Origin of the sequence: Rahnella sp. PD12R, from assembly GCF_019200965.1 — a bacterium.
In the GTDB taxonomy this organism is placed as follows: Bacteria; Pseudomonadota; Gammaproteobacteria; order Enterobacterales; family Enterobacteriaceae; genus Rahnella; species Rahnella laticis.
Genome location: NZ_JAHTMS010000014.1, coordinates 20071 through 43520 on the forward strand (window position 1 = coordinate 20071; position 23450 = coordinate 43520).

Genomic DNA, 23450 nt, shown 5'->3' on the forward strand with positions numbered 1-23450 from the left:
AATTAATTATTCCGGCGCAGCGCCTGAAACCAGCCCGTTAACCATTTGCTGATTCAATGTCTGTCCGTTGCTGCCGGTAACCTGCAAAGTGCCTCTGAGCGTCGGTTTGAAATCGACATTGGCGGGCATTTGGCCTTGCAAATTGAGCTGCATATTGGCATTACCGTCCAGCGCCAGGTGCGGCCATCCCCAGTTTTCCAGCTCATTTGCCGGCACCGCACGTCCGCTCATTTTCATGGAGAAATGGCGCTGTGGTTGCTGATCTACCGTTGCCGTCGCTTCCAGTAATCCTTCTTTGGTGAAGGCGCTCAGCTCGGAAATATTCACCTGACTGTCGTTCGCATCCAGCGTTATGGAAGGGCGGCGAACATCATTACGGTTGAACGTCGCTTCACTGGCGTTGAGATTCAGCTTCCCGCCCCAGACTCCCCACTGATGGTCACGCGCCAGCAACAAATTACTGCCCAAACCATCAAGCGCTGTGATTTGGAACGGGAATTGCGGGTTGATATCGATAATCAGGTTACGGTTAGCGATGAACCGGCTGACAGAAATTTCGGCCAGCGGAGCAGGCAGCGCCTGAATCCAGAGTTGTTTCCAGTTCTGAGGCAGCGTGTATTCCAGCCCGGCAACGGAAAGCTCATCCAGTTGCAGACGTTTGTTCGCGCGCAGCCAGTTACCGGTCGTTCTCAACAAGCTACGCTCCCAGCGTGCGGTGGCCTGTTTGATGGAAATCCCCTGCGGGGAAAGGTCGAGGCTGATGATTGGATCCTGAATATGCAGATTACCGTCAATCATGTCCGTCGCGTTCAGCGTGATTTCGCCGTCATCGCTTTGCCAGTCACCTTTCTCCAGCGTCAGGTCTTGCACGGAAAGGTCGACATCGCTGAAAGCCCAGTCAGTGCCTTGCAGCCGGGCATCGATCAGATCCAGGCGCTGAATCGTCACTTTCGGCAATGTCTGGAAATCATCAAAGAATGCAGAAAGCGATTTTGACGTTTGCAGGCGGACATTGCTCAGACGCAGATTCTCGATATTCCAGCTGCCGTCAGCGGCCTGCGTCGCTTTACCAGTCAGCTGACCGCGCGCCAGATCGCCACCGAAATTACTCAGTGTCAGATTCTTGTTGTTGATATTGCCCTGAATCAGCACGTTCTCAGCCGGCAGCCCGTTCACGGTCAGGTTCGATGCGCTCAGCTGGAAATCCGCTTTATCACCCAGAAGCTGATTCGGTTTCGGCTGCCACGGCGAAATACCGGCGTTGATTTGCTGCCCCTGAATATCAAGGCCTGCGGTATTTCCGGTCAGTGCCATCTTGCTCAGTTGCAAAGTATTGGCCTGTAAGGGCAGCTTGATGGCTGAAGGGCTAACGTTCAGACGGCCATTGGCCAGAACAACGTGATCGAAAAAGTAAGGGTCAGTAATCTGACGCCAGCTCAAATCAAGATCCACTTCTCCGGCGTTCAGAATTTCAGGCTGATTTTTTTGCCCGAAGATGACATTCGTCAGCGTGATGCGGCCAGGCGATGACCAGTTGTGATCCAGCTTTTCTAGCGAGAGCCGGTACTCGCTGTTGTCGCTTATCCAGCGGCTGCCCCAGCCGGCAGCCCAGCGGGTTTGTAATAGGACGTACACCAGTACGATCGCCAGCACCAGAAGTAAGGCGAACGTCAGCAAAATTTTACCGATAAATCTCATCGTCTGGAGCCCTGTAACGGGAAAAAGGAAAAAAGATTCTTTGTTTATGCCGCAAACAGCGACTTTTCTCAACAGGTTAGCAGAAGGGAGACAATAAAAAGCGGCAGGGGTTCCAGACCCGCTGCCGCTGTTGCACGTGGATTACATCCCGTGATTACTTTTCGTGAGGGAAAACCAGATTCAGAACTATCGCAGTAATCCCGCCTGCCGCGATGCCGGAAGACAGCAGCGTTTTAATCCAGTCTGGCGCGAATTGCAGGATCAGCGGCTGCTGGGAAACGCCCATGCCGACGGCCAGTGAAAGCGCCATGATCATTATCGCGCGGCGGTTCAGGCGCTCTCGGGAAACAATGCGCACGCCGGAAGCGGCAATCGTACCGAACATCACGATGGTTGCACCGCCTAAAACAGGCTCAGGAATGTGCTGCACGAACCCGGCAACCGCAGGGAAAAGCCCCAGTACGATCAGCATCAGCGCAACCACAAAACCAACATAACGACTGGCTACGCCGGTCAGCTGAATCACGCCGTTGTTCTGGCCGAAACAGGAGTTAGGGAAGGTATTGAATACGGCTGACAGCATTGAGTTCAGGCCGTTAGCCAGTACGCCGCCTTTGATGCGCTTCATGTACAGAGAGCCACTTACCGGCTGCTCGGAAACGTCAGATGTCGCAGTGATATCACCGATGGTTTCCAGCGACGTCACCATAAAGATAAGCATCAGCGGGATGAGCAGATTCCAGTCGAAGCCAAGGCCGTAATACAACGGCGTCGGTAACGTAATCCAGTTGCTCTGTGCGGCTGGCGCCACGTCAGGCAACATGCCCATCATCCAGGCCGCCAGATACCCTACCGCCATGGCGATAACCAGAGAAGCGACGCGCATATACGGATTACGCTGGCGGTTGAGCAGAATGATAACCACCAGAACGACGGCAGCCAGAATCAGGTTTTTAGGCGCGCCGAACGTATGATTACTCATCGCCGCATAGCCGCCACCAATTGACGTCAGCCCGACCTGAATCAGCGAAAGACCGATAATCATGACGACGATGCCGGAAACCAGCGGGGTGATGACGCGGCGTGCAAGGTGCAAAAATCGCGACAAAACGATTTCGGTGCAGGACGCCAGCATCAATGTGCCGAACAGTGCGGCCATCATTGTCGGAACGTCAGCGCCGCCGTTTTTCAGCGCCAGACCGCCCATAATCAACGGTGAAACAAAGTTAAAGCTGGTGCCCTGAATTGAAAGCAGGCCGGAACCGACGGGACCCCAGGTTTTAATTTGCAGAATGGAAGCCAGACCTGAAGCAAACAGCGACATGCTGATGATGTGCTGAGTGTCCTGTGCAGGTAAACCCAGCGCCTGACAAATCAGTAATGCGGGGGTAATCACCGCGACAAACATCGCCAGTAAATGCTGACAGGCGGCAAAGAGAGTCTGAGGAATTGGCGGACGATCTTCGAGCCGGTAAATCAGTTCACTTTTTGTCTGGCGGGAAAGGTCGGGTTGCTGCGAGTCTTGTTCTGTGGTTTGCGAACTCATGTTATGGCATTCCAATAAGCGGCAAAGCGGGCATTTTTATTGAAATGCGCGACAAAAGCAAACGTTTGCTAACGACAATTTAAACTGTGAAATCTTCGTTAAAAAATCTTTTATGAACTGTTTGCCCGGCTGAGGTTTTTTCTGAGAAGGTCTTGTTCCGTTTTGTACGGAAAATCGGGTAATTCCGGTGGGTGACTGACGCTAAACAGGCGCCGGGATAAAAGCCACGGCGCCAGTTTCAGGCTTTCTGTTTCTTCACTTACCGCTTACTGAGTGGCCTCTGCTTTTTCCGTAAATACCGCTTCAGCTTCCGCTGCCTTTTCCTGCGTCAGCAACTGCTTTTCGTAAACCTTGAAGAACGGATAGTAAATCACCATCGAAAGCAGCATCAGCATGATCACCAGAATCGAGACTTTGAAATCCCAGCCCATCGCCCATGCCGCGCCAATCGGTGCGGGAGATGTCCAGGGAACCAGTGAAATCATGTGCGGAAGAAGATTAGTCGAGACAGCGCAGTAGGCAATCACGGCGTTAACCATCGGTGCGAGAAGGAACGGAATGAAAAAGACCGGGTTCATGACGATCGGCGTACCAAAGATCACCGGCTCATTGATGTTAAAACAACTCGGTACCAGGCTAAGTTTTCCCATGGTGCGCAGATGCGCCGATTTACTGCGGCAAAACAGCAAGACCAGCCCGATGGTGGCACCGGAGCCGCCGATCACGATCAGGAAGTTCCAAAATGCTTCGGTCATGATGTGCGTCATCGGCAAACCGGCGGCGAGATCAGTCTGATTCAACCCCAGATTGGTCAGCCAAAAAGCCTGCAACATCCCCGACACGATAGCCGAACCATGAATACCGGCGAACCACAGCAAGTGGCAAATCAGTACCGCCAGAAGTACGGCGGGCAGGGAGTCAGCGGCGGAAATCAACGGCTCGAACAGCGCCATAATTGCCTGCGGTAACAGCATGTCGAAGCCCGACTGCACCAGCAAACTCAGCGGGAACAGCGTAATCACAACGGCAATAATCGGGATCAGCAGATCGAATGAATGCTTAATATTGGAAGGAACCTGTTCAGGTAGCCGTATGCCAATATTGTATTTTTTCAGCAAGCGTGTCAGCTCGGTCACATAAATCGCCACCAGAATTGCGGTGAAAATCCCCACGCCGCCCAGTGCTGCTGTCGACATTTTTTCATCAATCTGAGGCGCAGCCACCAGCAGAAAAGACATCAGCGACAGCATCGCGGTCATAAACGGGTCAAGTTTGTAGCTTCGCGCCAGGTTGTAGGCAATGGCCGCAGCGATGTAGATCGACATAATCCCCATCGTCATATTAAACGGTGTCAGAATCTGTACTTCATATTTTGCCGACAGTTCCAGCCAGCTTCGGGCAAATCCCCATGAGGATTCAGGAGAGAAAGGTGGATGTACAAACACCAGCAAAAAGGACCCCACAATCATAAACGGCATTGCTGAAATAAACCCGTCGCGCACCGCCATGACATGGCGCTGAGAAGATAACCGGGCCGCAAACGGGCTGATTTTCTGTTCTATAAAATCAAAGAGGGACTGGCTGATACTCATGATGATATTGGCCTTATGGTGAGGGGATCTGACAGGCTTGCCTTAATTATCATCAGTGTAGTGGCGGGATGTGAAACCGGTTACCGACTTTGCCCCAGTCTGTGAAGGTCATCAAATAACCAGAAGACTTAATAGTTTTGAGGCGGAAATGAGCAAAAGTCGGGTTAATACATTGAAGCCAAACCATCATTTTCAATAATGTTTTGGCGTTTCAGAGAGAAAAACGAAAGTCGAAAAGCATAAGAATTATGCGTTAGTATAACGCACTCTTTCCGGCAACCAGCGCTCAATCAGCGCCTTGGCATGATCGGGAAATTGCTGCTGAAGATACCGCGCAATGCGCTGTACTTCGGGGATCATGGCCTGATCGCGCAGCAAATCAGCGACTTTAAATTCAGCGCTACCTGTCTGGCGCGTGCCCAGTAATTCACCCGGCCCGCGGATTTCTAAATCCTGCTGAGCAATCACAAAACCATCGTTGCTGTCGCGTAAAACCTGCAAGCGCTTCTGCGCTGTTTTGCTCAGTGGTGTTTTGTACAACAACACGCAGTGAGAAGCGACAGCACCACGTCCGACGCGGCCACGCAACTGGTGTAACTGCGCCAGCCCGAGGCGTTCCGGGTTTTCGATGATCATCAGGCTGGCGTTGGGCACGTCGACGCCCACTTCAATGACGGTTGTCGCCACCAGAAGCTGCACTTCGCCCTGTTTGAACGCCTGCATGACGGCCTGCTTTTCCTGTGCTTTCATCCGGCCATGAACCAGCCCGATATTCAGCGCAGGCAGCGCTTCTTTCAGCCCTTCCCATGTGGCTTCCGCCGCCTGAGCTTCCAGCATTTCGGATTCTTCAATCAGCGTACAAACCCAGTAAGCCTGACGGTTTTCCTGCTCGCAGGCGCTTTTCACGCGGCTGATGATATCGCTGCGGCGCGTATCAGGGATCGCAACGGTTGTTACCGGCGTTCTCCCGGGCGGAAGTTCGTCGATGACCGACGTATCCAGATCGGCGTAAGCGGTCATCGCCAGCGTTCGCGGGATTGGCGTTGCGGTCATGATCAGCTGATGCGGATGGAAGCCCTGTTGCAGACCTTTCTCCCACAATGCCAGCCGCTGATGGACACCAAAGCGGTGTTGTTCATCAATGATCACCAGAGATAATGAGGAGAACAGAACCTGTTCCTGAAATATCGCGTGAGTCCCGACGACCATCGAAACCTGGCCACTGGCAATCGCATCCTGCTGCGCCTGTCTGGCTTTGCCTTTTTGTTTTCCGGCCAGCCATCCGACCTGAATTCCCAGCGGTTCGAACCACTGACGGAAATTATTAGCGTGCTGCTCGGCGAGTAATTCGGTGGGTGCCATCAGCCCGACCTGCTGACCCTGCGCAATTGCACAAAGCGCAGCAAGTGCTGCTACCAGCGTTTTACCTGAACCTACGTCGCCCTGAACCAGACGCATCATCGGATAGCTTTTAGCTAAATCCTGTTCGATTTCAGCCACCACGCGCTGTTGTGCGCCGGTCGGGCTGAACGGCAAAGAGGCCAGGAACTGATTTTTCAGGCGATCGTCATGATGCAGCGGCATGGCTTTATAGCTTTGCGTGCCGGCGCGAACGGCCAGCATGCTGAGATTGTGTGCCAGCAACTCTTCCATAATCAGACGGCGTTGTGCCGGATGATGCCCTTTCTCCAGATCGGCCAGCTGAATATCTGGCGGCGGCCGGTGCAGTAAATGAAGCGCCTGTGGAAGCGGAATTAGCGAACGGCTCAGTTCTTCCGGCAACAGTTCCGCAATAGGCACGGTATCGAGTAATTCCAGCGCCTGATCGGTCAGTTTACGCAGCGTGGCCTGACGGATGCCTTCCGTTGTCGGATAAACCGGCGTCAGCGATTCCTGCAAAACAACTTCGCTGTTTTCGCCCTGAATACGGTATTCCGGATGAATAATTTCAGCGCCGTGCGTGCCGCGTTTGATTTCGCCATAAGCCGTCACGCGGCGGCCAGCAGCCAGGCTATTTTTCATGGCGGCGTTGAAGTTGAAAAATCGCAATGTCAGCAAACCAGTGCCATCGCTTATCTGGCAGGTCAGCATTCTGCGACGGCCGAAACTGATGTCACTTCGCAGCACTTCGCCTTCAACGGTCGCAAAGATGCCCGGCAATAAATCATTGATGGTGTACAGACGGGTGCGGTCTTCGTAACGCAGGGGAAGGTGAAGCAGCAGATCCTGAATAGTTTCAAGACCGAGTTTAGCGAGTTTGTCTGCCTGACTGGCTCCCACGCCGGAGAGCGACGTGAGCGGGATGGCGTCGAGCAGGCGGCCTTTCATCTTTTTTTCACCGTCATTTGCATCGCTGACCACCATTCCTCGTCAGCAATAATTTGACCATTTTCATCAATGAACGGACGCGGTAATTTCTTACGTTGCGCCACATGAGATAAGACCGGATAGCCACCTTCAAAGAGTAGCCGTTGCTGTTCTTTCTCACTTAAAACGCTGTTCTCGCGAGTATACATTCCGGCATTCTCACGCTGGCGCTGTGCTTCGTACAGGATTAAAGCGGAGGCCACAGACACATTCAGCGACTGTACCATCCCGATCATCGGAATAATGATATCGCTGTCTGCAAGAGCCAGCGCTTCGGGAGTAATACCGGTTTTTTCCTGCCCCAGCAAAATGCAGGTCGGGCGGGTGTAATCAATCGCGCGGAAATCGACGGCTTTTTCAGACAAATTGGTCGCAAGAATCTGCATACCTTGCGCCTTCATTTTGGCGACGGCATCCTGAATAGTTTTGTGCGTTTTGACCTGAACCCAGCTGTTACTGCCCGCAGCGGAAGACACCAGCGTCTTCATTCGGGTCGTTGGCCAGACGGCGTGGATTTGGTGAACACCGACGGCGTCGGCGGTCCGGATGACAGCAGAAACGTTATGCGGTTTATGCACCTGTTCCATGCAGACCGTCAGGTCTGGCTGTCGGGCCGCAAGCATTTCGCGGATGCGCGCATAACGTTCTGGGGTCATAACAATCAGTTTCGGTTGCGGGTAACTTTGATGACGTCCGGCATGATACGAATTTTACGCATGATATTCGCCAGATGAACGCGGTCGCGGGTCGTCAGGCGGATAAAGGCACTGTATACACGGCCGTCTTTTTCTTCAGTGCTCAGGCTCTGGATGTTTGACTGCGCGGCGTTAATCGCAGCGGTCAGATTTGCCAGAGCGCCCTGATGGTTGAACATGTCGACTTTAATTTCCGCGATAAATTCCTGATCGGTTTCCTGGTGATCGTCCCAGTCAACAGCCATGAATTTCTCAGGTTCTTTCTGATAACCGCGAATGTTACGACAGGATTCGTGATGAATAACCAGTCCTTTACCCGGGCTCACGTGAGCAATAATCGGGTCACCCGGAATAGGGCGGCAGCATTTCGCGAAGGTAATCAGCACGCCGTCTGCGCCTTTGATTGGCAGATTGCGTGTACCCGATGTTGCCATCGAAGACTGATCACCCATCAGATTTTTAGCCACGACAACGCTCATGGCGTTACCGAGACCAATTTCAGCCAGCAAATCGTCCATCGCCGCGAGCTTCATGCGGTCGAGTTCGTTTTTGATATTTTCTGGCGGAATGTCTGACAGTTTCTTACCGGCGCCCAGCGCATGGTTCAGCAGACGTCGACCGAGCGAAACGGAATCATCACGTTTCAGGTTCTTGAGCATCTGACGAATTTTGGCGCGAGCGCGTGAGCTGACGACAAAGTTGAGCCATGCCGCATTCGGGCGGGCGCCCGGCGCGGTAATGATTTCAATTGTCTGGCCGCTGCTCAGCGGCTGCGAGAGCGGATAAGGCTGGCGATCTACACGGGCGCCGACGCAGGCATGGCCGATATCGGTATGCACGGCGTACGCGAAGTCGACCGGTGTCGCACCCGCAGGCAATTCGACAATACGGCCTTCCGGCGTGAAGACGTAAATCTCGTCCGGGAACAGATCCGATTTCACGCTCTCGATAAATTCAAATGAGTTGCCTGCGCTCTGTTGCAGTTCGAGCAGGCTTTGCAACCAGCGCTGGGCACGAATCTGCGCCGTCGTGCTGGTTTCACTGTTCTCTTTATAAGCCCAGTGTGCCGCAACCCCCATCTCTGCCATCTGATCCATATCTTCGGTACGGATTTGTACCTCAACCGGAACACCGTGCGGGCCGATTAAAGAGGTATGCAGAGATTGATAGCCGTTGGCTTTAGGGATGGCGATGTAATCTTTAACCCGACCCGGACGCGGTTTGTACAGGCTGTGCGCCTGGCCCAACACGCGGTAACAGGTATCGAGTTCTTTAACGATCACCCGGAACGCGTAGATATCCATAATGGAATGGAAACGCTGTTCTTTCAGGTGCATTTTGCAATAGATCGAATACAGGTGTTTTTCGCGACCGCTTACACGGCACTGAATACCGGCTTCGGTTAAACGGCCTTCTATCTCAGAGAGGATTTTTTGGATCATCTCTTTACGGTTACCACGCGCGGCTTTCACCACTTCTTTGATGACGCGATAACGGTTTGGATAGAGTGCTTCGAAGCCCAGCTCTTCGAGCTCGGTTTTCAGATGGTGAATACCTAAACGGTGTGCCAGCGGGCTGTAAATTTCCAGCGTTTCGCGGGCGATGCGGCGACGTTTATCCGGGCGAAGAGAGCCCAGCGTGCGCATATTGTGGGTACGGTCGGCGAGTTTGATCAAAATGACGCGGATGTCTTGCACCATCGCCATGACCATTTTGCGGAAGTTTTCCGCCTGTGCTTCTTTCTTATCGCGGAATTTCAGCTTGTCTAACTTTGAAACGCCTTCAACCAGTTCAGCAACGCTTTTGCCAAACAGTTGTTCCATATCCTGGTAGGTTGCAGGCGTGTCTTCGATAACGTCGTGTAATAACGCCGCCATCAGAGTCTCATGATCGAGCCTCATTTCAGCCAAAATACATGCCACGGCTACCGGGTGAGTGATATAAGGCTCACCGCTGGAGCGTGTTTGCCCCTCATGCGCGTCCCGCGCCACGAGGTAAGCCTGCACGAGGCGCTTAATTTGCTCCTCCGGCAGGTATTTTTGAATCAGTTGATTCAGGCTTTCAAAGATATACAAGTGAGATCCGTTTCGTTAATTAACGACGACCTTCAGCGATGGCAGTCACTGCCTGAATCTCTGCGGCTTCCTGCTCTTGCTGTTCCTGACGGTCACGAACGTCGAGGATCTGATTCGTGATCAGGCCTTCTTCAATTTCGCGCAGGGCAATAACAGTGAATTTATCGTTTTCTTCAGCGACCAGTGGATCTTTACCACCAGATTGCAGCTGGCGTGCGCGACGAGCAGCCACCAACACCAGGTCAAAACGGTTACCAATTTTCTCAACAGCGTCTTGAACAGTTACGCGTGCCATATATGTGCTACTCCACAGGGTGACGAAAGACTGGGCATAATACTGAAAGTGACTTCAGTCTGCCAATAGTTTGGTGATTAATCCGTCATGACGGAGCCGTTGACGGCTCAGACGCAGACGTTCGGCGCGAATAATCGTTTTTAAATCCGATAAAGCCAGATCAAAATCATCATTCACAATTAAATAGTCGTATTCGGCAAAGTGCGTCATTTCTGCAACAGCCTGCGCCATACGTTTTGCGATGACTTCTTCGCTGTCCTGACCCCGGCCACGCAGGCGACGGTCAAGCTCATCTTTTGATGGCGGCAATACGAAAATACTGCGTGCCTGCGGCATTCTTTTCCTGATCTGCTGAGCACCTTGCCAGTCGATATCCAGGAAAACGTCAACACCAGACGCCAAAACCTGCTCAATGGTTTCACGTGAAGTCCCGTAATAATTCCCGAAAACTTCTGCGTGTTCTAAAAAGGCATCACGTTCAATCATCTCGCGAAACTCTTCTTTAGAGACAAAGAAGTAGTGCTCGCCATGTTTCTCGCCCGGACGTTCTGTACGGGTGGTATGGGAAATAGAAACCTGTGTGTCGTAGAGCGGTTGTGTCTTCAGTAAAGCCTGAATCAGACTTGATTTACCTGCTCCACTCGGGGCGGAGACAATATATAGCGTGCCTTGAACCATGATGACGTTTCAACTGATTGGGTTGATAGGAAGTATGCGAAGAGTGATCTCTCGCACAGTATACACGCTCGCCGCATTCGGTGCAGCGTTCCGACGTATTTCATCGTAACTAAGCTCGGGAAAACAGCCCCACTTTGTGGAATTACGCGCTGCATTCCAAAATTTCTTTGTATTACAGCAACGAATGAAATAACCAAGAAAGCATCTCGCAAGAACGAACATTGGCACTGGCAGATAAAATATCGACAACGTTTACTGGCGCTCACAAGGAGGTGCTTATGCGCCGTTTCATTCTTTTTATCAGTGTGTTCTGTTTTATTTTCCCAACGGTTGCCGGTGAGATATTCCCGCAGGATTGTCCTGCGTGGTCAGCGGCGCAGCTGAACAGGGAAACACATAAGCTTTCGGAGCAACTGGCTCAGTGGGACAAGGCGTACCATGAATCCGGAAGCAGCCCGATCGAAGATTCTGTTTACGATAACCTGCGACAGAAGCAGAGTAAGTGGTTGCAGTGCGCCGGATTGCCATTGCCTGAGCTCACGGTACCGGGTGGCGATGACGTCATCATTACTCACCCTGTCGCTCATACCGGGCTCAATAAATTACGTGATAAACAGGCTGTATCAGACTGGATGCGCGGCCGTAAAAATCTCTGGGTACAGCCTAAAGTCGATGGTGTGGCCGTTTCGCTGATTTACCGGCATGGCAAACTGGCGGCTCTGTTAAGCCGGGGCGATGGCGTCAAAGGCCAGAACTGGACGGTTAAAGCGGCTTCCATTCCGTCAATTCCACTCAATATTGCCGATACAAGCCCGGAACTGGTATTGCAGGGCGAGCTGTACCTGAAGATGACCGGTCATCAACAAAGTGTTGAAGGTGGCATGAATGCGAGATCGAAAGTGGCGGGTGCCATGATGCGAAATTCGGTGTCCGATCAGCTTAGTCAACTTGGCATCTTCATCTGGTCATGGCCTGACGGGCCTGCCGACATGCAGGAACATCTCCAAAAACTTAGTGCTTTAGGGTTCCCTGAAGTTTCTCAATTCACACTTGCAGTTAACTCGGTGGAAGATGTATCGAAATGGCGTGATGCCTGGTTTCTCCAGCCGCTGCCTTTTGCGACCGACGGCGTGGTGATCCGCCAGCAAGAAGAGCCAGCCGGAAAATACTGGATCAATAAACCCGCCGCATGGGCCGTTGCGTGGAAATACCCGCCCGCAAGACAACTCACGGAAGTCTCCGGAATTACAACAACCACGGGGCGAAGTGGAAAAGTCACCGTAATTCTGAACCTGAAGCCGCTGAAACTGGACGATAAATCGGTGAGTAAAGTCAGTGTAGGCTCGGTTGCCCGCTTTAAAGCATGGGATGTGTTGCCCGGTGATCAGGTGGCTATCAGTCTGGCCGGTCAGGGGATCCCGCGCCTTGATGATGTCACGTGGCGCGTGAGCGAACGCCCCGAAATAAACCTTCCTGATCCACAACAATATGATGCGCTTTCTTGTTTCACTCCGGAACCCGGTTGCGCGCAGCAATTTCTCTCGCGCCTTGTCTGGCTCAGTGGTCCTGAAGGATTAGATATGGCCGGATTTGGTGGTGCGACGTGGCAAAAGTTGTTCGAGAGGATCCCGGCTGACTCACTGGTGGCGTGGTTAAATCTGAATGAGAAGGACATGGCGGCTGTGCCGGGAATTAGTGTTAAGCAGGCGCAGAAGCTGTTGGCGCAAATCCAGCTGGCACGGGATAAAGGTTTCAGACACTGGCTGTCAGCATTGGGTTTTCCTACCTTTGCCCTGAAGTTTGCGGAGCAAAGGCAAAACTGGCGCCAGCTGGAACAACTTACTTCAGGTGAGTGGGAAACATTGGCCGGAGTTGGGCAAAAACGGGCCCGTCAGGTTTACGACTTTATCCATCACCCTCAGGTTGTGGCGCTCGCCGGGCGGCTAAAGCAGGCAGAACTGCCTGCTTTTCAGTAGCGCACAAAGCCAGCCGATAACTTAATGGTCTGAGTGCGGGTAGTTGAAAACCGGCAGCCCGAGGCGAAAGCGCAGCGCGATAAGGCGTGCGGTAAAACCGACAAGCAGGGTGATGATCACCACCAGGTTGTGCGGCAATGCGAGGTATTGCAGGCCGATATAAACCCAGGCGGAGGCGAAAGAGATCCCGGCGTAGATTTCTTTCTGGAAAACCAGCGGGATCTGATTACACATCATATCCCTCAGTACGCCGCCGAAAACGCCGGTAATCACTGCACAGACTGAAGCAATAATGGCGCCGTGGCCCATATCAAGCGCAACCTGCGTCCCGATGATTGAAAACACCACCAGGCCTACGGCATCAAGCACAAGAAATAGCCGGCGAAGATGTTGCATCAGTGGGGCCAGCCAGGTCGTCATAATGGCAGCAACGGCCACAATGACGATGTATTCCGGATGCTTAACCCAACCTAAAGGATAGTGCCCGAGCAACATGTCACGAACAGATCCGCCACCAATGGCAGTCGCCGCTGCGATAATAATGACGCCAAAAGAGTCCATTTTACGACGCCCGGCCGCCAGAGCACCGGTCATGGCTTCTGCGGTGATCCCAATAATATAAAGAACTGTGAGTAACATGAATGTTCGCCGGACAAATCAGTAAGTGAGAAAGCAGGAGCCGCGTAGAGTAATGAGCTTTTCATAAACTCTCGATTGAGTTTTTCTTTTGCATCTTATTTCGGATTATTAAAAATAATGCGATTTACACATAACTCAGGCTAAACAAAAGGATCGGGAAGGATTCTGGCTTATTTTAGATTAGAAAAACAGATATCGCATGCCAGTTTGTTCATCCTTCTTTCGTTTTCTTCCTGATGGGTTTCTTCCATAAAGATGAAAAGTGTCTATTTTTAAGTTACGATTATTTAAAATCGTCACTAAAAGACGCAAAACCCAATGGTTTTATCTGTCCGGAGGAGTGTATGAAGCCCGAAATTCCGGTTGCGTTAACTCAGCGTGGACCAGCCGAACACGAACGGCGCGAACAAATTATTGATGCGGCATTTGAGCACTTTCGTCTGTATGGTTATGCCAAAACGTCTGTGGCGGATCTGGCGAAATCAATCGGTGTTTCAAGTGCTTATATTTACAAGTTTTTTGAGTCAAAACAGGCGATTGGTGAAGCAATCTGTTCCCAGCGAGTCGGTCAGATTGATCAGGCTTTGCTGCTGATTGCTCAGAGCGACCAAAGTGCAACTCTGCGCCTGCGTTCAATTTTTAAGACGTTGTTAACACGTAGTCTGGATCTCTTCTTTCAGGATCGAAAGTTGCACGACCTGGCTGCGACAGCTTCGGCACAGCATTGGAAATCTACGCTAAATCACCGGGCTATGATGTATGCCATCGTTGAAAAAATAGTCAATGACGGGCGTGAGTCTGGCGAATTTGAACGTAAGACGCCTCTGGATGAGGTCTGTATGGCCATCACCAGCGTGACGACTCCGTTCTCTCACCCGCTGTTGCTGGAACAAAAAACGCCGGAGCAACTGGAAGAACGCGTTCAGGCCATTACCGGTCTGGTTCTGCGTAGCCTGGCTAAATAGTCGCGACAAAAATTTTGAGTTACGGGTTTACAAAATCGTAATTCGTCACATACTGTCAGCCTTTAATTAAATCGTTTCTGCCCGCTGGTGGAAGTTTCAGCAGAAACTTATGTCTTCAACAGACAGAGAGGAAAGTTTTATGACTCATCGTCGAGTGGTTATTACCGGCATGGGGGCTGTGAGTCCTCTGGGCTGTGATATCGAAACTATCTGGAAGCGCCTGCTGGCCGGTCAGTCTGGTATCCGCGTTTTGCCGGAAGAAATTGTTGAAACGCTGTCGGTGAAAATTGGCGGTCAGGTACAAACTAAAGAACAGGATCCTGAATCGGGTTTCGACCCTGACCTGTTTGTTGTGCCGAAAGACCAGAAGAAAATGGACCGTTTCATTCTTTTCGCCATGGCAGCCGCCGATATGGCGATTGCGAATTCAGGCTGGAAAGCGGAAACCGCTGAACAGCAGGAACGTACTGCAACCGTCATCGGTTCTGGTATCGGGGGTTTCCCGGCGATTGCACATGCTGTGCGCACCAACGACAGCCGCGGTGCTAAGCGTTTATCCCCGTTCACCATTCCTTCATTCCTGGTGAATCTGGCTTCCGGTCAGGTTTCCATTAAACACCAGTTCAAAGGCCCAATCGGTGCGCCAGTTACCGCGTGTGCGGCGGGTGTTCAGGCAATCGGCGATGCGGTTCGTTTGATTCGCAATGATGAAGCTGATGTTGCACTGTGTGGTGGCGCTGAAGCGGCTATCGATACCGTGAGCTTGGGTGGTTTTGCAGCGGCAAAAGCGATGTCTGCCGGCCATGAAGATCATCCGGAAAAAGCATCCCGTCCATTTGACAGCGCCCGTGACGGCTTTGTGATGGGCGAAGGCGCAGGCATGCTGGTTATCGAAGAACTGGAACATGCGAAAGCGCGTGGCGCAAAAATTCTTGCTGAGATCGTCGGTTACGGTACCAGCGGCGACGCTTATCACATGACCTCCGGTGCGGAAGACGGCAACGGCGCGGGCCGTGCGATGAAAATTGCTTTGCGTCAGGCGGGTATTCAGCCTTCAGACGTGCAGCATTTGAATGCGCATGCGACCTCTACGCCGGTGGGTGATTTAGGTGAAATTAACGCGATTAAAACCCTGTTCGGTACCGACGGGAAGCTGGCGGTAACATCCACCAAATCTGCAACCGGCCATTTGCTGGGCGCTGCGGGCGGTCTGGAAACTATCTTCACCATCCTGGCTGTGCGCGATCAAATCGTCCCGCCAACGCTGAACCTTGAAAACAAAGATGCCGCGGCAGAAGGCCTGAACATCGTTGGCAACACGGCGCAGAAGCACGGCATTACTTACGCGCTGTCCAACGGCTTTGGTTTTGGTGGTGTGAATGCTTGTGTACTCCTGAAACGTTGGGAAGATTAATTTCTTTCTGATTTTCAGAGCTAAAGCATAAAAAAACGCCTCTGGTCAGGCTGACCGGAGGCGTTTTTTATTGCATCAGAACAGATGATTTACTCGATGTTCTGAATCTGTTCGCGCATTTGTTCGATAAGCACTTTCAGCTCGATGGCTGAAGTTGTGACATCGGCATTGATCGATTTGGATGCCAGTGTGTTCGACTCGCGGTTAAATTCCTGCATCATGAAATCAAGACGACGACCGACCGCCTCTTCTTTCTTCATGATTTTATGCGTTTCCTTAACGTGCGCTTCCAGTCTGTCGAGCTCTTCTGCCACATCAATACGCTGCGCCATCAATACCAGTTCCTGTTCCAGGCGGGTATTTTCCAGCTGAACCTGCGCGTCTTCCAGTTTACTCACCAGACGTTCGCGCTGCCATTGCAGGATATTGGGCATCTGGGCGCGGACTTTCACGACTTCACCGCTGACGCCGTCGAGACGTTGTTCAATCAGCGTTTTCAGCGCAGCACCTTCGCTTTCGCGCGCGCTGATAAAGTCGTCCAGCGCGGTATCCAGCGCCAGCAGTAGTTCGGTGCTGATTGCATCCAGATCCTGTTCTTCGGCCAGCATTACACCCGGCCAGCGCAGAACTTCCAGCGGATTAATTTCGCCTTCGTCGCTTTGCATTTTTACCCATTGCGCCGCTTCAACCAGCTGTTTCGCCAGTTTTTCATTCAGCTGCAAAGTGCTTTGCGCGCCCGGATCGAGATCAAAACGCAGATTACATTCGACTTTACCCCGTGTCAGACGGGCACGAATGCGCTCGCGAATAACCGGCTCCAGGCTGCGAAATTGCTCTGGCAGACGGATGTAAGTTTCGAGATAACGTTGGTTTACCGAGCGAAGTTCCCACGCGGCGCTGCCCCAGTCACCCTTAATTTCGCGTCGGGCATAAGCGGTCATACTACGGATCATGTATGCGTACCTGTTAATGTAAAGATGCAGCGATTATAGCCCCGGTAAGCGGGTCATGATAGGCATTACCTCGCGAAGTCCGTATAATGCGCAGCCAAACACGATTCGCGACCCGGAGAACTATCCATGCGTCCAGCAGGCAGAAATGCACAACAAGTACGCCCCGTAACACTGACCCGCCATTACACTAAACACGCTGAAGGTTCCGTGCTGGTGGAGTTTGGTGATACCAAAGTGCTGTGTACCGCGACGGTCGAAGAAGGCGTTCCGCGTTTCCTGAAAGGTCAGGGACAAGGTTGGATCACGGCTGAATATGGCATGCTGCCGCGCTCCACGCACAGCCGTAATGCGCGTGAAGCCGCGAAAGGCAAACAAGGCGGTCGTACTCTTGAAATTCAGCGTCTGATTGCCCGCTCATTGCGTGCGGCAGTGGATCTCAAAAAACTGGGTGAATTCACCATCACGCTGGACTGCGATGTTTTGCAGGCTGATGGCGGCACGCGTACTGCGTCTATCTCCGGTGCCTGTGTGGCGCTGGCGGATGCACTGAACGCGCTGGTGGCTGCGGGTAAACTGAAAGCCAATCCGATGAAAGGGATGGTTGCTGCCGTTTCCGTCGGTATTGTGAAAGGTGAAGCGCTGTGCGACCTCGAGTATGTCGAGGACTCCGCTGCCGAAACGGACATGAACGTGGTCATGATGGAAGATGGCCGCATGATTGAAGTACAGGGTACCGCCGAAGGCGAGCCGTTCAGCCACGAAGAACTACTCACTTTACTTTCCCTCGCACGAGAGGGGATCGACACTATCTTCCAGGCGCAGAAAGCGGCGCTGGCGGAATAATTTTTTAAGGCGACTGAGAAGTCGCCTTTTTTATGGCCTGCGGGCTGACAATTGCAGATATAAGACGTTAACGAGGAGACCATCAATGAAAGCCTATCAGCGCCAGTTTATTGAGTTCGCACTGAACAAACAGGTTTTGAAATTCGGCGAGTTTACCCTGAAGTCCGGGCGCATCAGTCCTTACTTCTTCAATGCCGGTTTGTTTAATACTGGCCGTGATCTGGCGTTACTGGGACGTTTTTACGCTGAAGCATTGATGGATTCAAAAATTGATTTCGATTTAGTTTTCGGCCCGGCCTATAAAGGGATTCCGATCGCGACAACCACCGCCGTCGCACTGGCTGAGCACCATGACCGCGATGTACCGTATTGTTTCAACCGCAAAGAAGCCAAAGATCACGGTGAAGGCGGTTTACTGGTGGGCAGCCCGCTTCAGGGCCGCGTCATGCTGGTTGATGATGTGATTACCGCCGGTACAGCTATCCGTGAATCCATGGAAATCATCAATGCTCACAGCGCGACGCTGGCGGGCGTGCTGATTTCTCTGGATCGTCAGGAACGTGGCCGCGCGGATATTTCGGCGATTCAGGAAGTTGAGCGTGATTATCACTGCAAGGTGATTTCAATTATTACGCTGGCGGATTTGATTGAATATCTGGAAGAGAAAGCGGAAATGGCTGACCATCTGGCGGCTGTGCGCGCGTATCAGCAAACGTACGGCGTGTAATCATTCCCGTGAAATGAAAAAGGGCCTTCCGGCCCTTTTTTGCATCTGTAACCGTGCTGAAAATTGACGTTATTGCAGCTGAGCAGAAATCAGTGGCCAGCGGGTATCAAAGTCCTGAGTCGGACGATACTTAAATTCTGAACGCACAAACCGCGACAACATCCCCTCGCAAAATGCCAGCAACTGACTGGCGAGAAGGGTTTCATCACTGGCGAATCCACTGCCCTCACGCATTTTCTTTTCCCGCAGTACCTGTCGCAGTTGCGCTTCAATCCGCTCAAAAAGCTGGTTGATGCGGCCTTGCAGGCGGTCTTGTTCGAACATCAGTGCGTGACCGGTCATAATACGGGTAAGCCCCGGATTGCGTTCGGCAAAACCTAAAATCAGCAGTAAAATCAGACGGATTCGGTTTAACGTATCTTTCTCATCCTGGAGGATAAGATTGATACGGGTGATCAGGCTATCTTCGATAAACTCGATTAAGCTGTCAAACATCCGCGTCTTACTGGGAAAATGACGGTAAAGAGCTGCTTCCGAAACGCCTACGCTGGCGGCGAGTTTTGCGGTAGTGATCCGCTGGCTGCCATCGCTGGACTGAAGCATTTGCGCTAACGCCTGCAAAATCTCTTCGCGCCGGTTCCTTTTTGTCGTTTCTTTCTCTGCCATGTCTGAATAGACCCTTGCTAAAAAACGGCTAAAATCATGGAGAAACCGCACAACTGCCGCATGAATCGCTGTGATCCTGCGGCTTATTTCGTTCCCTTGGTGTTGTTACGGTCTGATAGTGATAAGGATCTGTTCAATATCGCGTCAAAATCTGCGGTGCTGAACAGGTTCTTATTGACGGCCCGAGTGGCCAAAACCACCTTCACCGCGTTCACTGGCGTCAAAATCTTCCACCAGATTGAATTCTGCCTGAACCACTGGCACAAAGACCATTTGAGCAATACGCTCGCCCGGCTCGATCACAAATGTTGTCTGACCACGGTTCCAGACGGAAACCATCAACTGGCCCTGATAATCGGAATCGATAAGACCGACCAGGTTGCCCAGAACGACGCCGTGTTTATGGCCCAAACCTGAACGTGGCAGGATAACCGCCGCCAGATTTGCATCACCGATATGGATAGCCAGACCGGTTGGCAGCAACGTCGTTTCGCCCGGTTTCAGTTCTACAGATGCGTCCAGGCAGGCGCGCAAATCAAGACCTGCGGAGCCCGGCGTTGCGTAGGCAGGTAAAGGGAAAGTCGAACCGATGCGCGGGTCGAGAATTTTAATGTCGATTTTTTTCATCATAACGGCTGACAATCTCTTCTAATAAACGTTGACCAAGCAGGGACTTATCGCTGAGCGGTAAGATTTTATCCCCGTCCTGCCAAAAAAGATGCAAGGCATTGGTATCAGTATTGAAACCGTGCCCGGCAAGTGAAACGTCGTTAGCGCAAATCAGATCCAGATTCTTACGGATCCTTTTTTGCCGCGCGTATTCTTCCACATTCTGGGTTTCTGCGGCAAACCCCACGACATAGGGCCGGTTTTCCGTCATAGCGGCAACGCCTGCCACAATATCGGGATTTTTGACCATTTTTACAGTGATTTCATCACCTTGTTTTTTGATTTTTTCTTCAGCAACTAACTCTGCACGGTAATCCGCGACGGCTGCGCAGGAGATGAAAATCTGCTGTGAAGCGGCGGAAAGTTGCACAGATTTTTGCATATCCAGCGCGCTTTCGACGTCAATGCGGCGGACATTCGGCGGTGTCGGTTGTGATACAGGACCCGCAATCAGCGTGACCTGTGCGCCACGGTCAGCAGCCGCTTTGGCGATGGCGAATCCCATCTTTCCTGAACTGTGGTTGCTGATAAAACGTACCGGGTCGAGCGCTTCGCGCGTCGGGCCTGCGGTAACCATGATATTCAGATGCGCCAGATCTTTACGTGCAGAAAAATGGGTATTGGCTAAATCGACTATCACCAGCGGATCGAGCATGCGGCCCGGGCCGATATCGCCACAGGCCTGGCTTCCGCTGTCGGGCCCCCAGATTAACGTGCCGCGTGCGGCCAGTTTTTCCAGGTTCTCCTGAGTGACGGCAGCGCGATACATTTGCTGGTTCATAGCTGGCAAAACGGCAACGGGCGCGGCAGTTGCCAGACAGACGGTTGTCAGCAGGTCATTCGCCATACCGGCATTCATTCGTGCCAGTAAATCAGCCGTGGCGGGAGCAATCAGAACTAAGTCAGCCCATTTGCCCAGCTCAATATGCCCCATTGCCGCTTCGGCAGCCGGATCAAGGAGGTCATCAGAAACCGGGTAGCCAGAAACGGCCTGCAGGCTCAGGGGAGTCACAAAGGATTTCGCCGCTTGCGTCATGACCACGCGTACTTCTGCGCCTCTTTCACGTAAGCGACGTACCAGTTCTGGTGCTTTATAGGCAGCGATACCACCGCTGATACCGAGCACAATATGTTTGCCGGAAAGTCCCGTCATCATCATTGTCCGATTGGTTGTAAGCCGAAAGAAGCGACATTTTAGCATAACGCGGAATGATGACAGCTATTGGCGATGCTCTTAAGCGGATGAATAAAAATTCTGCGTAATGCCTCGCAGGCTTTTAAACCAGAAACGCCCGCAGGCAGCGCTCTGTGCCACAATCGGCGCCTAAAAGGAGTCAGGATGACGAAAGCACAGGAAAGCTGGCCGGGAGAGTTGCCTCCGCGGGAAAAACTACTGCAACAGGGCGCAAAAGGGCTGACCGATCAGGAGCTGCTGGCGATTTATCTGCGCACCGGTTGTCAGGGGATGCACGTCATGGAGCTGGCGAAGAATCTTCTGGAAAAATTCGGTTCTCTGCATCAGTTGCTGATGGCTGATTTTGATTCAATGGCGGGCATTAAAGGGATGGGCGTCGCGAAATTTGCACAGTTGGTTGCAGTTTCAGAACTGTCGCGCCGGTCATATTTACGCCACCTCAATGCTGAGAATGCGATGCTCAGCCCTGAGGTCATGCGGGAATATCTGCAGAATTTGCTGGTTTTTCGGGAAAGAGAGGTCTTTCTGGTACTTTTTCTCGACAACCAGCATCGCGTTATTCGCCATGAGGAGATGTTTGCTGGTACTATTGGGCACGTAGAAGTGTATCCCCGCGAAATTGTTCGCGGTGCGATGAAGGTTAATGCGGCAGCCCTAATTCTGGCGCATAATCACCCATCCGGTCGGGCTGAGCCCAGCCTGATGGACCGGAAAGTGACTGAACAGATTATTCGAGCGTGCCAACTGCTGGAAATTCGCGTCCTCGACCATTTGGTTGTAGGCCACGGAGAAACAGTCTCTTTTGCTGAACGCGGTTGGATTTAGCGTCGTTTTTTGAAGATCCTTAGGGATCTTTAGCTGTTCGGGACTTGAGCACTTACGCTACAGAGCGTATACTACGCCACCTTTGAGAATCTTGGGTTTGGCGTTAAGAGCCTATCTCAGCAGGTTTCTAACCTGATGAATTGGTTTTTACCCGACGACAGTGAGTCGGTTCTCAGTGGAGTTTGCTGAGATGGGCTCTAAAAGCCTGACGAGGCGGCCATACCCTATACGAAGCTCGAGCTGATTTGATTTTTGGAGAATAGACATGTCCCGAGTCTGCCAAGTTACTGGCAAGCGCCCGGTGAGCGGTAACAACCGTTCCCACGCACTGAACGCGACCAAACGCCGTTTTCTGCCGAACCTGCACTCCCACCGTTTTTGGGTTGAGGCTGAGAAGCGCTTTGTAACTCTGCGTGTATCTGCTAAAGGTATGCGTGTTATTGATAAGAAGGGTATTGAGACGGTCTTGGCCGATCTGCGTGCCCGCGGTGAGAAGTATTAAGGAACTGCATCATGGCTAAAGGTGTTCGCGAGAAGATCAAGCTGGTTTCTTCTGCTGGTACTGGTCACTTCTATACCACCACGAAGAACAAGCGTACTAAGCCGGAAAAATTGGAACTGAAGAAATTCGATCCAGTTGTCCGTCAACACGTGATCTATAAAGAAGCTAAAATTAAATAATTTTAGTGGATTAATAAAACCCGGCTCCGGCCGGGTTTTTTATTGCCTGAATTTGGCCATTTCCGCTCAGCGCGACTTTTGTTTGCCTGATGCCGATGTCTGCGACACACTCTGAGAATCATTCTGCTAAGGGAGAAATTATGCCGGAATTACCTGAGGTTGAAACCAGCCGCAGAGGGATTGAACCCTATCTGAAAGGCCACACGATCATGCACGCTATCGTGCGTAATCCGCGTCTGCGCTGGCCTGTTTCTGCAGAGATTCTGTCGCTCAGTGACCAGCCGGTGCTGAGCGTTCAGCGTCGTGCAAAGTACCTGCTGGTTGAGCTCAAGACGGGTTGGATCATCATTCATCTGGGCATGTCTGGCAGTTTGCGGATTTTGTCGGAAGAAACCGAGCCAGGTAAACATGACCATGTCGATCTGGTGATGGATACCGGTTACGTGTTGCGTTATACCGACCCGCGACGTTTTGGAGCCTGGTTATGGTCTTCAGATCTGGCGGCCAGCAATGTTTTAGCGCACCTCGGGCCGGAGCCTTTAAGTACTGATTTTACGGCCGATTATCTGCTGGAAAAGTCGCGCACAAAAAAATCCCCCATCAAGCCTTGGCTGATGGACAACAAACTGGTAGTCGGGGTAGGCAACATTTACGCCAGCGAATCGCTGTTTGTTGCGGGAATTTCACCGGACAGGCTGGCGCATTCGCTTAAACGCGATGAGGCCGAATTACTCGTCAGAACCATTAAAGCGGTGTTACTACGTTCCATTGAGCAGGGCGGAACCACGCTGAAAGATTTCCTTCAGTCGGATGGCAAACCGGGGTATTTCGCGCAGGAATTACAGGTTTATGGCCGCGCTGGCGAGCCTTGCAGGGTATGCGGTACGCCTGTCGAGAGTAAGAAACACGCTCAGCGTACCACGTTTTTTTGCCCTAACTGCCAGCGGTAGA

General features: G+C 52.1%; 22 protein-coding genes. 9 read left to right on the forward strand and 13 right to left on the reverse strand.

Going from position 1 to position 23450, the window contains the following annotated elements; all coding sequences use genetic code 11:
- Window positions 1–6: 6 nt before the first annotated feature.
- The 8 genes from KWG64_RS21835 to gmk all read right to left on the reverse strand — a co-directional run bounded on the left by KWG64_RS21835 (window position 7) and on the right by gmk (window position 10946).
- Window positions 7–1698: an AsmA family protein gene (locus tag KWG64_RS21835; RefSeq protein ID WP_218523115.1), complete on the reverse strand. Its 1692-nt coding sequence runs from the start codon at window positions 1696–1698 to the stop codon at window positions 7–9.
- 154 nt (window positions 1699–1852) lie between these two features.
- A complete protein-coding gene (locus tag KWG64_RS21840) occupies window positions 1853–3244 on the reverse strand; it encodes a uracil-xanthine permease family protein (RefSeq protein ID WP_218523116.1) in 1392 nt (463 codons plus the stop codon).
- A 266-nt stretch (window positions 3245–3510) separates the two neighbouring features.
- The gene (locus KWG64_RS21845; RefSeq protein WP_195825804.1) at window positions 3511–4836 is read right to left on the reverse strand and encodes a PTS sugar transporter subunit IIC; all 1326 of its coding nucleotides are present in this window, start codon (window positions 4834–4836) and stop codon (window positions 3511–3513) included.
- Between the two features lie 246 nt (window positions 4837–5082).
- Window positions 5083–7164, reverse strand: coding sequence for an ATP-dependent DNA helicase RecG (recG, locus tag KWG64_RS21850; RefSeq protein ID WP_218523117.1), 2082 nt, complete (start codon window positions 7162–7164; stop codon window positions 5083–5085).
- Window positions 7161–7859, reverse strand: coding sequence for a tRNA (guanosine(18)-2'-O)-methyltransferase TrmH (gene trmH / locus KWG64_RS21855; protein WP_195816115.1), 699 nt, complete (start codon window positions 7857–7859; stop codon window positions 7161–7163). The genes recG and trmH overlap by 4 nt, the downstream gene beginning before the upstream one ends.
- A 5-nt stretch (window positions 7860–7864) precedes the next feature.
- Window positions 7865–9973, reverse strand: a complete 2109-nt coding sequence (gene spoT / locus KWG64_RS21860) for a bifunctional GTP diphosphokinase/guanosine-3',5'-bis pyrophosphate 3'-pyrophosphohydrolase (RefSeq protein ID WP_218523118.1) — start codon at window positions 9971–9973, stop codon at window positions 7865–7867.
- A 19-nt stretch (window positions 9974–9992) separates the two neighbouring features.
- A complete protein-coding gene (rpoZ, locus tag KWG64_RS21865) occupies window positions 9993–10268 on the reverse strand; it encodes a DNA-directed RNA polymerase subunit omega (RefSeq protein ID WP_015699238.1) in 276 nt (91 codons plus the stop codon).
- A 54-nt stretch (window positions 10269–10322) separates the two neighbouring features.
- On the reverse strand, window positions 10323–10946 hold the full coding sequence (gene gmk / locus KWG64_RS21870; protein ID WP_104923929.1) for a guanylate kinase: 624 nt from the start codon (window positions 10944–10946) through the stop codon (window positions 10323–10325).
- Window positions 10947–11224: 278 nt separating this feature from the next.
- Between gmk and ligB the strand changes: the two genes are divergently transcribed.
- Window positions 11225–12922 (forward strand): NAD-dependent DNA ligase LigB, encoded by a 1698-nt coding sequence (gene ligB / locus KWG64_RS21875; RefSeq protein WP_218523119.1) that lies wholly within the window; start codon window positions 11225–11227, stop codon window positions 12920–12922.
- Window positions 12923–12943: 21 nt separating this feature from the next.
- On the opposite strand, the gene KWG64_RS21880 is transcribed toward ligB, so the two are convergent.
- Window positions 12944–13561, reverse strand: a complete 618-nt coding sequence (locus KWG64_RS21880; protein WP_195816117.1) for a trimeric intracellular cation channel family protein — start codon at window positions 13559–13561, stop codon at window positions 12944–12946.
- Between the two features lie 344 nt (window positions 13562–13905).
- Between KWG64_RS21880 and KWG64_RS21885 the strand changes: the two genes are divergently transcribed.
- Both KWG64_RS21885 and fabF read left to right on the forward strand, forming a co-directional pair.
- Window positions 13906–14526 (forward strand): TetR/AcrR family transcriptional regulator, encoded by a 621-nt coding sequence (locus KWG64_RS21885; protein ID WP_218523120.1) that lies wholly within the window; start codon window positions 13906–13908, stop codon window positions 14524–14526.
- Between the two features lie 139 nt (window positions 14527–14665).
- A complete protein-coding gene (fabF, locus tag KWG64_RS21890) occupies window positions 14666–15940 on the forward strand; it encodes a beta-ketoacyl-ACP synthase II (protein WP_195816119.1) in 1275 nt (424 codons plus the stop codon).
- A gap of 89 nt (window positions 15941–16029) precedes the next feature.
- Here fabF and KWG64_RS21895 read toward each other — a convergent pair whose 3' ends face one another.
- The gene (locus KWG64_RS21895) at window positions 16030–16893 is read right to left on the reverse strand and encodes a YicC/YloC family endoribonuclease (RefSeq protein ID WP_195816120.1); all 864 of its coding nucleotides are present in this window, start codon (window positions 16891–16893) and stop codon (window positions 16030–16032) included.
- A 126-nt stretch (window positions 16894–17019) separates the two neighbouring features.
- Here KWG64_RS21895 and rph point away from each other — a divergent pair, with 126 nt between their 5' ends.
- Together rph and pyrE are read left to right on the forward strand one after the other, a co-directional pair.
- The gene (gene rph / locus KWG64_RS21900; RefSeq protein ID WP_101079933.1) at window positions 17020–17736 is read left to right on the forward strand and encodes a ribonuclease PH; all 717 of its coding nucleotides are present in this window, start codon (window positions 17020–17022) and stop codon (window positions 17734–17736) included.
- Between the two features lie 85 nt (window positions 17737–17821).
- Window positions 17822–18463: an orotate phosphoribosyltransferase gene (gene pyrE / locus KWG64_RS21905; protein ID WP_195816121.1), complete on the forward strand. Its 642-nt coding sequence runs from the start codon at window positions 17822–17824 to the stop codon at window positions 18461–18463.
- A 69-nt stretch (window positions 18464–18532) separates the two neighbouring features.
- Here the strand turns inward: pyrE and slmA are convergent, their stop codons facing one another.
- From slmA to coaBC, 3 genes are all read right to left on the reverse strand, one after another.
- A complete protein-coding gene (gene slmA, locus KWG64_RS21910; RefSeq protein ID WP_101079931.1) occupies window positions 18533–19129 on the reverse strand; it encodes a nucleoid occlusion factor SlmA in 597 nt (198 codons plus the stop codon).
- Between the two features lie 171 nt (window positions 19130–19300).
- Window positions 19301–19759 carry a dUTP diphosphatase gene (gene dut / locus KWG64_RS21915; RefSeq protein ID WP_013577627.1) on the reverse strand — a complete coding sequence of 153 codons (459 nt, stop codon included), beginning with the start codon at window positions 19757–19759 and terminating at the stop codon, window positions 19301–19303.
- Window positions 19737–20954, reverse strand: coding sequence for a bifunctional phosphopantothenoylcysteine decarboxylase/phosphopantothenate--cysteine ligase CoaBC (coaBC, locus tag KWG64_RS21920; protein ID WP_218523152.1), 1218 nt, complete (start codon window positions 20952–20954; stop codon window positions 19737–19739). Before coaBC ends, dut begins: the two co-directional genes overlap by 23 nt.
- A 183-nt stretch (window positions 20955–21137) precedes the next feature.
- Between coaBC and radC the strand changes: the two genes are divergently transcribed.
- The 4 genes from radC (at window position 21138) to mutM (ending at window position 23449) form a co-directional block, all read left to right on the forward strand.
- On the forward strand, window positions 21138–21818 hold the full coding sequence (gene radC / locus KWG64_RS21925) for a DNA repair protein RadC (protein WP_195816124.1): 681 nt from the start codon (window positions 21138–21140) through the stop codon (window positions 21816–21818).
- A gap of 265 nt (window positions 21819–22083) precedes the next feature.
- Window positions 22084–22320 carry a 50S ribosomal protein L28 gene (gene rpmB, locus KWG64_RS21930; protein ID WP_101079928.1) on the forward strand — a complete coding sequence of 79 codons (237 nt, stop codon included), beginning with the start codon at window positions 22084–22086 and terminating at the stop codon, window positions 22318–22320.
- 11 nt (window positions 22321–22331) lie between these two features.
- Window positions 22332–22499, forward strand: a complete 168-nt coding sequence (gene rpmG, locus KWG64_RS21935) for a 50S ribosomal protein L33 (protein WP_004392084.1) — start codon at window positions 22332–22334, stop codon at window positions 22497–22499.
- Between the two features lie 140 nt (window positions 22500–22639).
- Complete coding sequence (gene mutM, locus KWG64_RS21940) at window positions 22640–23449, forward strand: bifunctional DNA-formamidopyrimidine glycosylase/DNA-(apurinic or apyrimidinic site) lyase (protein ID WP_218523121.1); 810 nt, start codon at window positions 22640–22642, stop codon at window positions 23447–23449.
- Window position 23450: the final 1 nt, after the last annotated feature.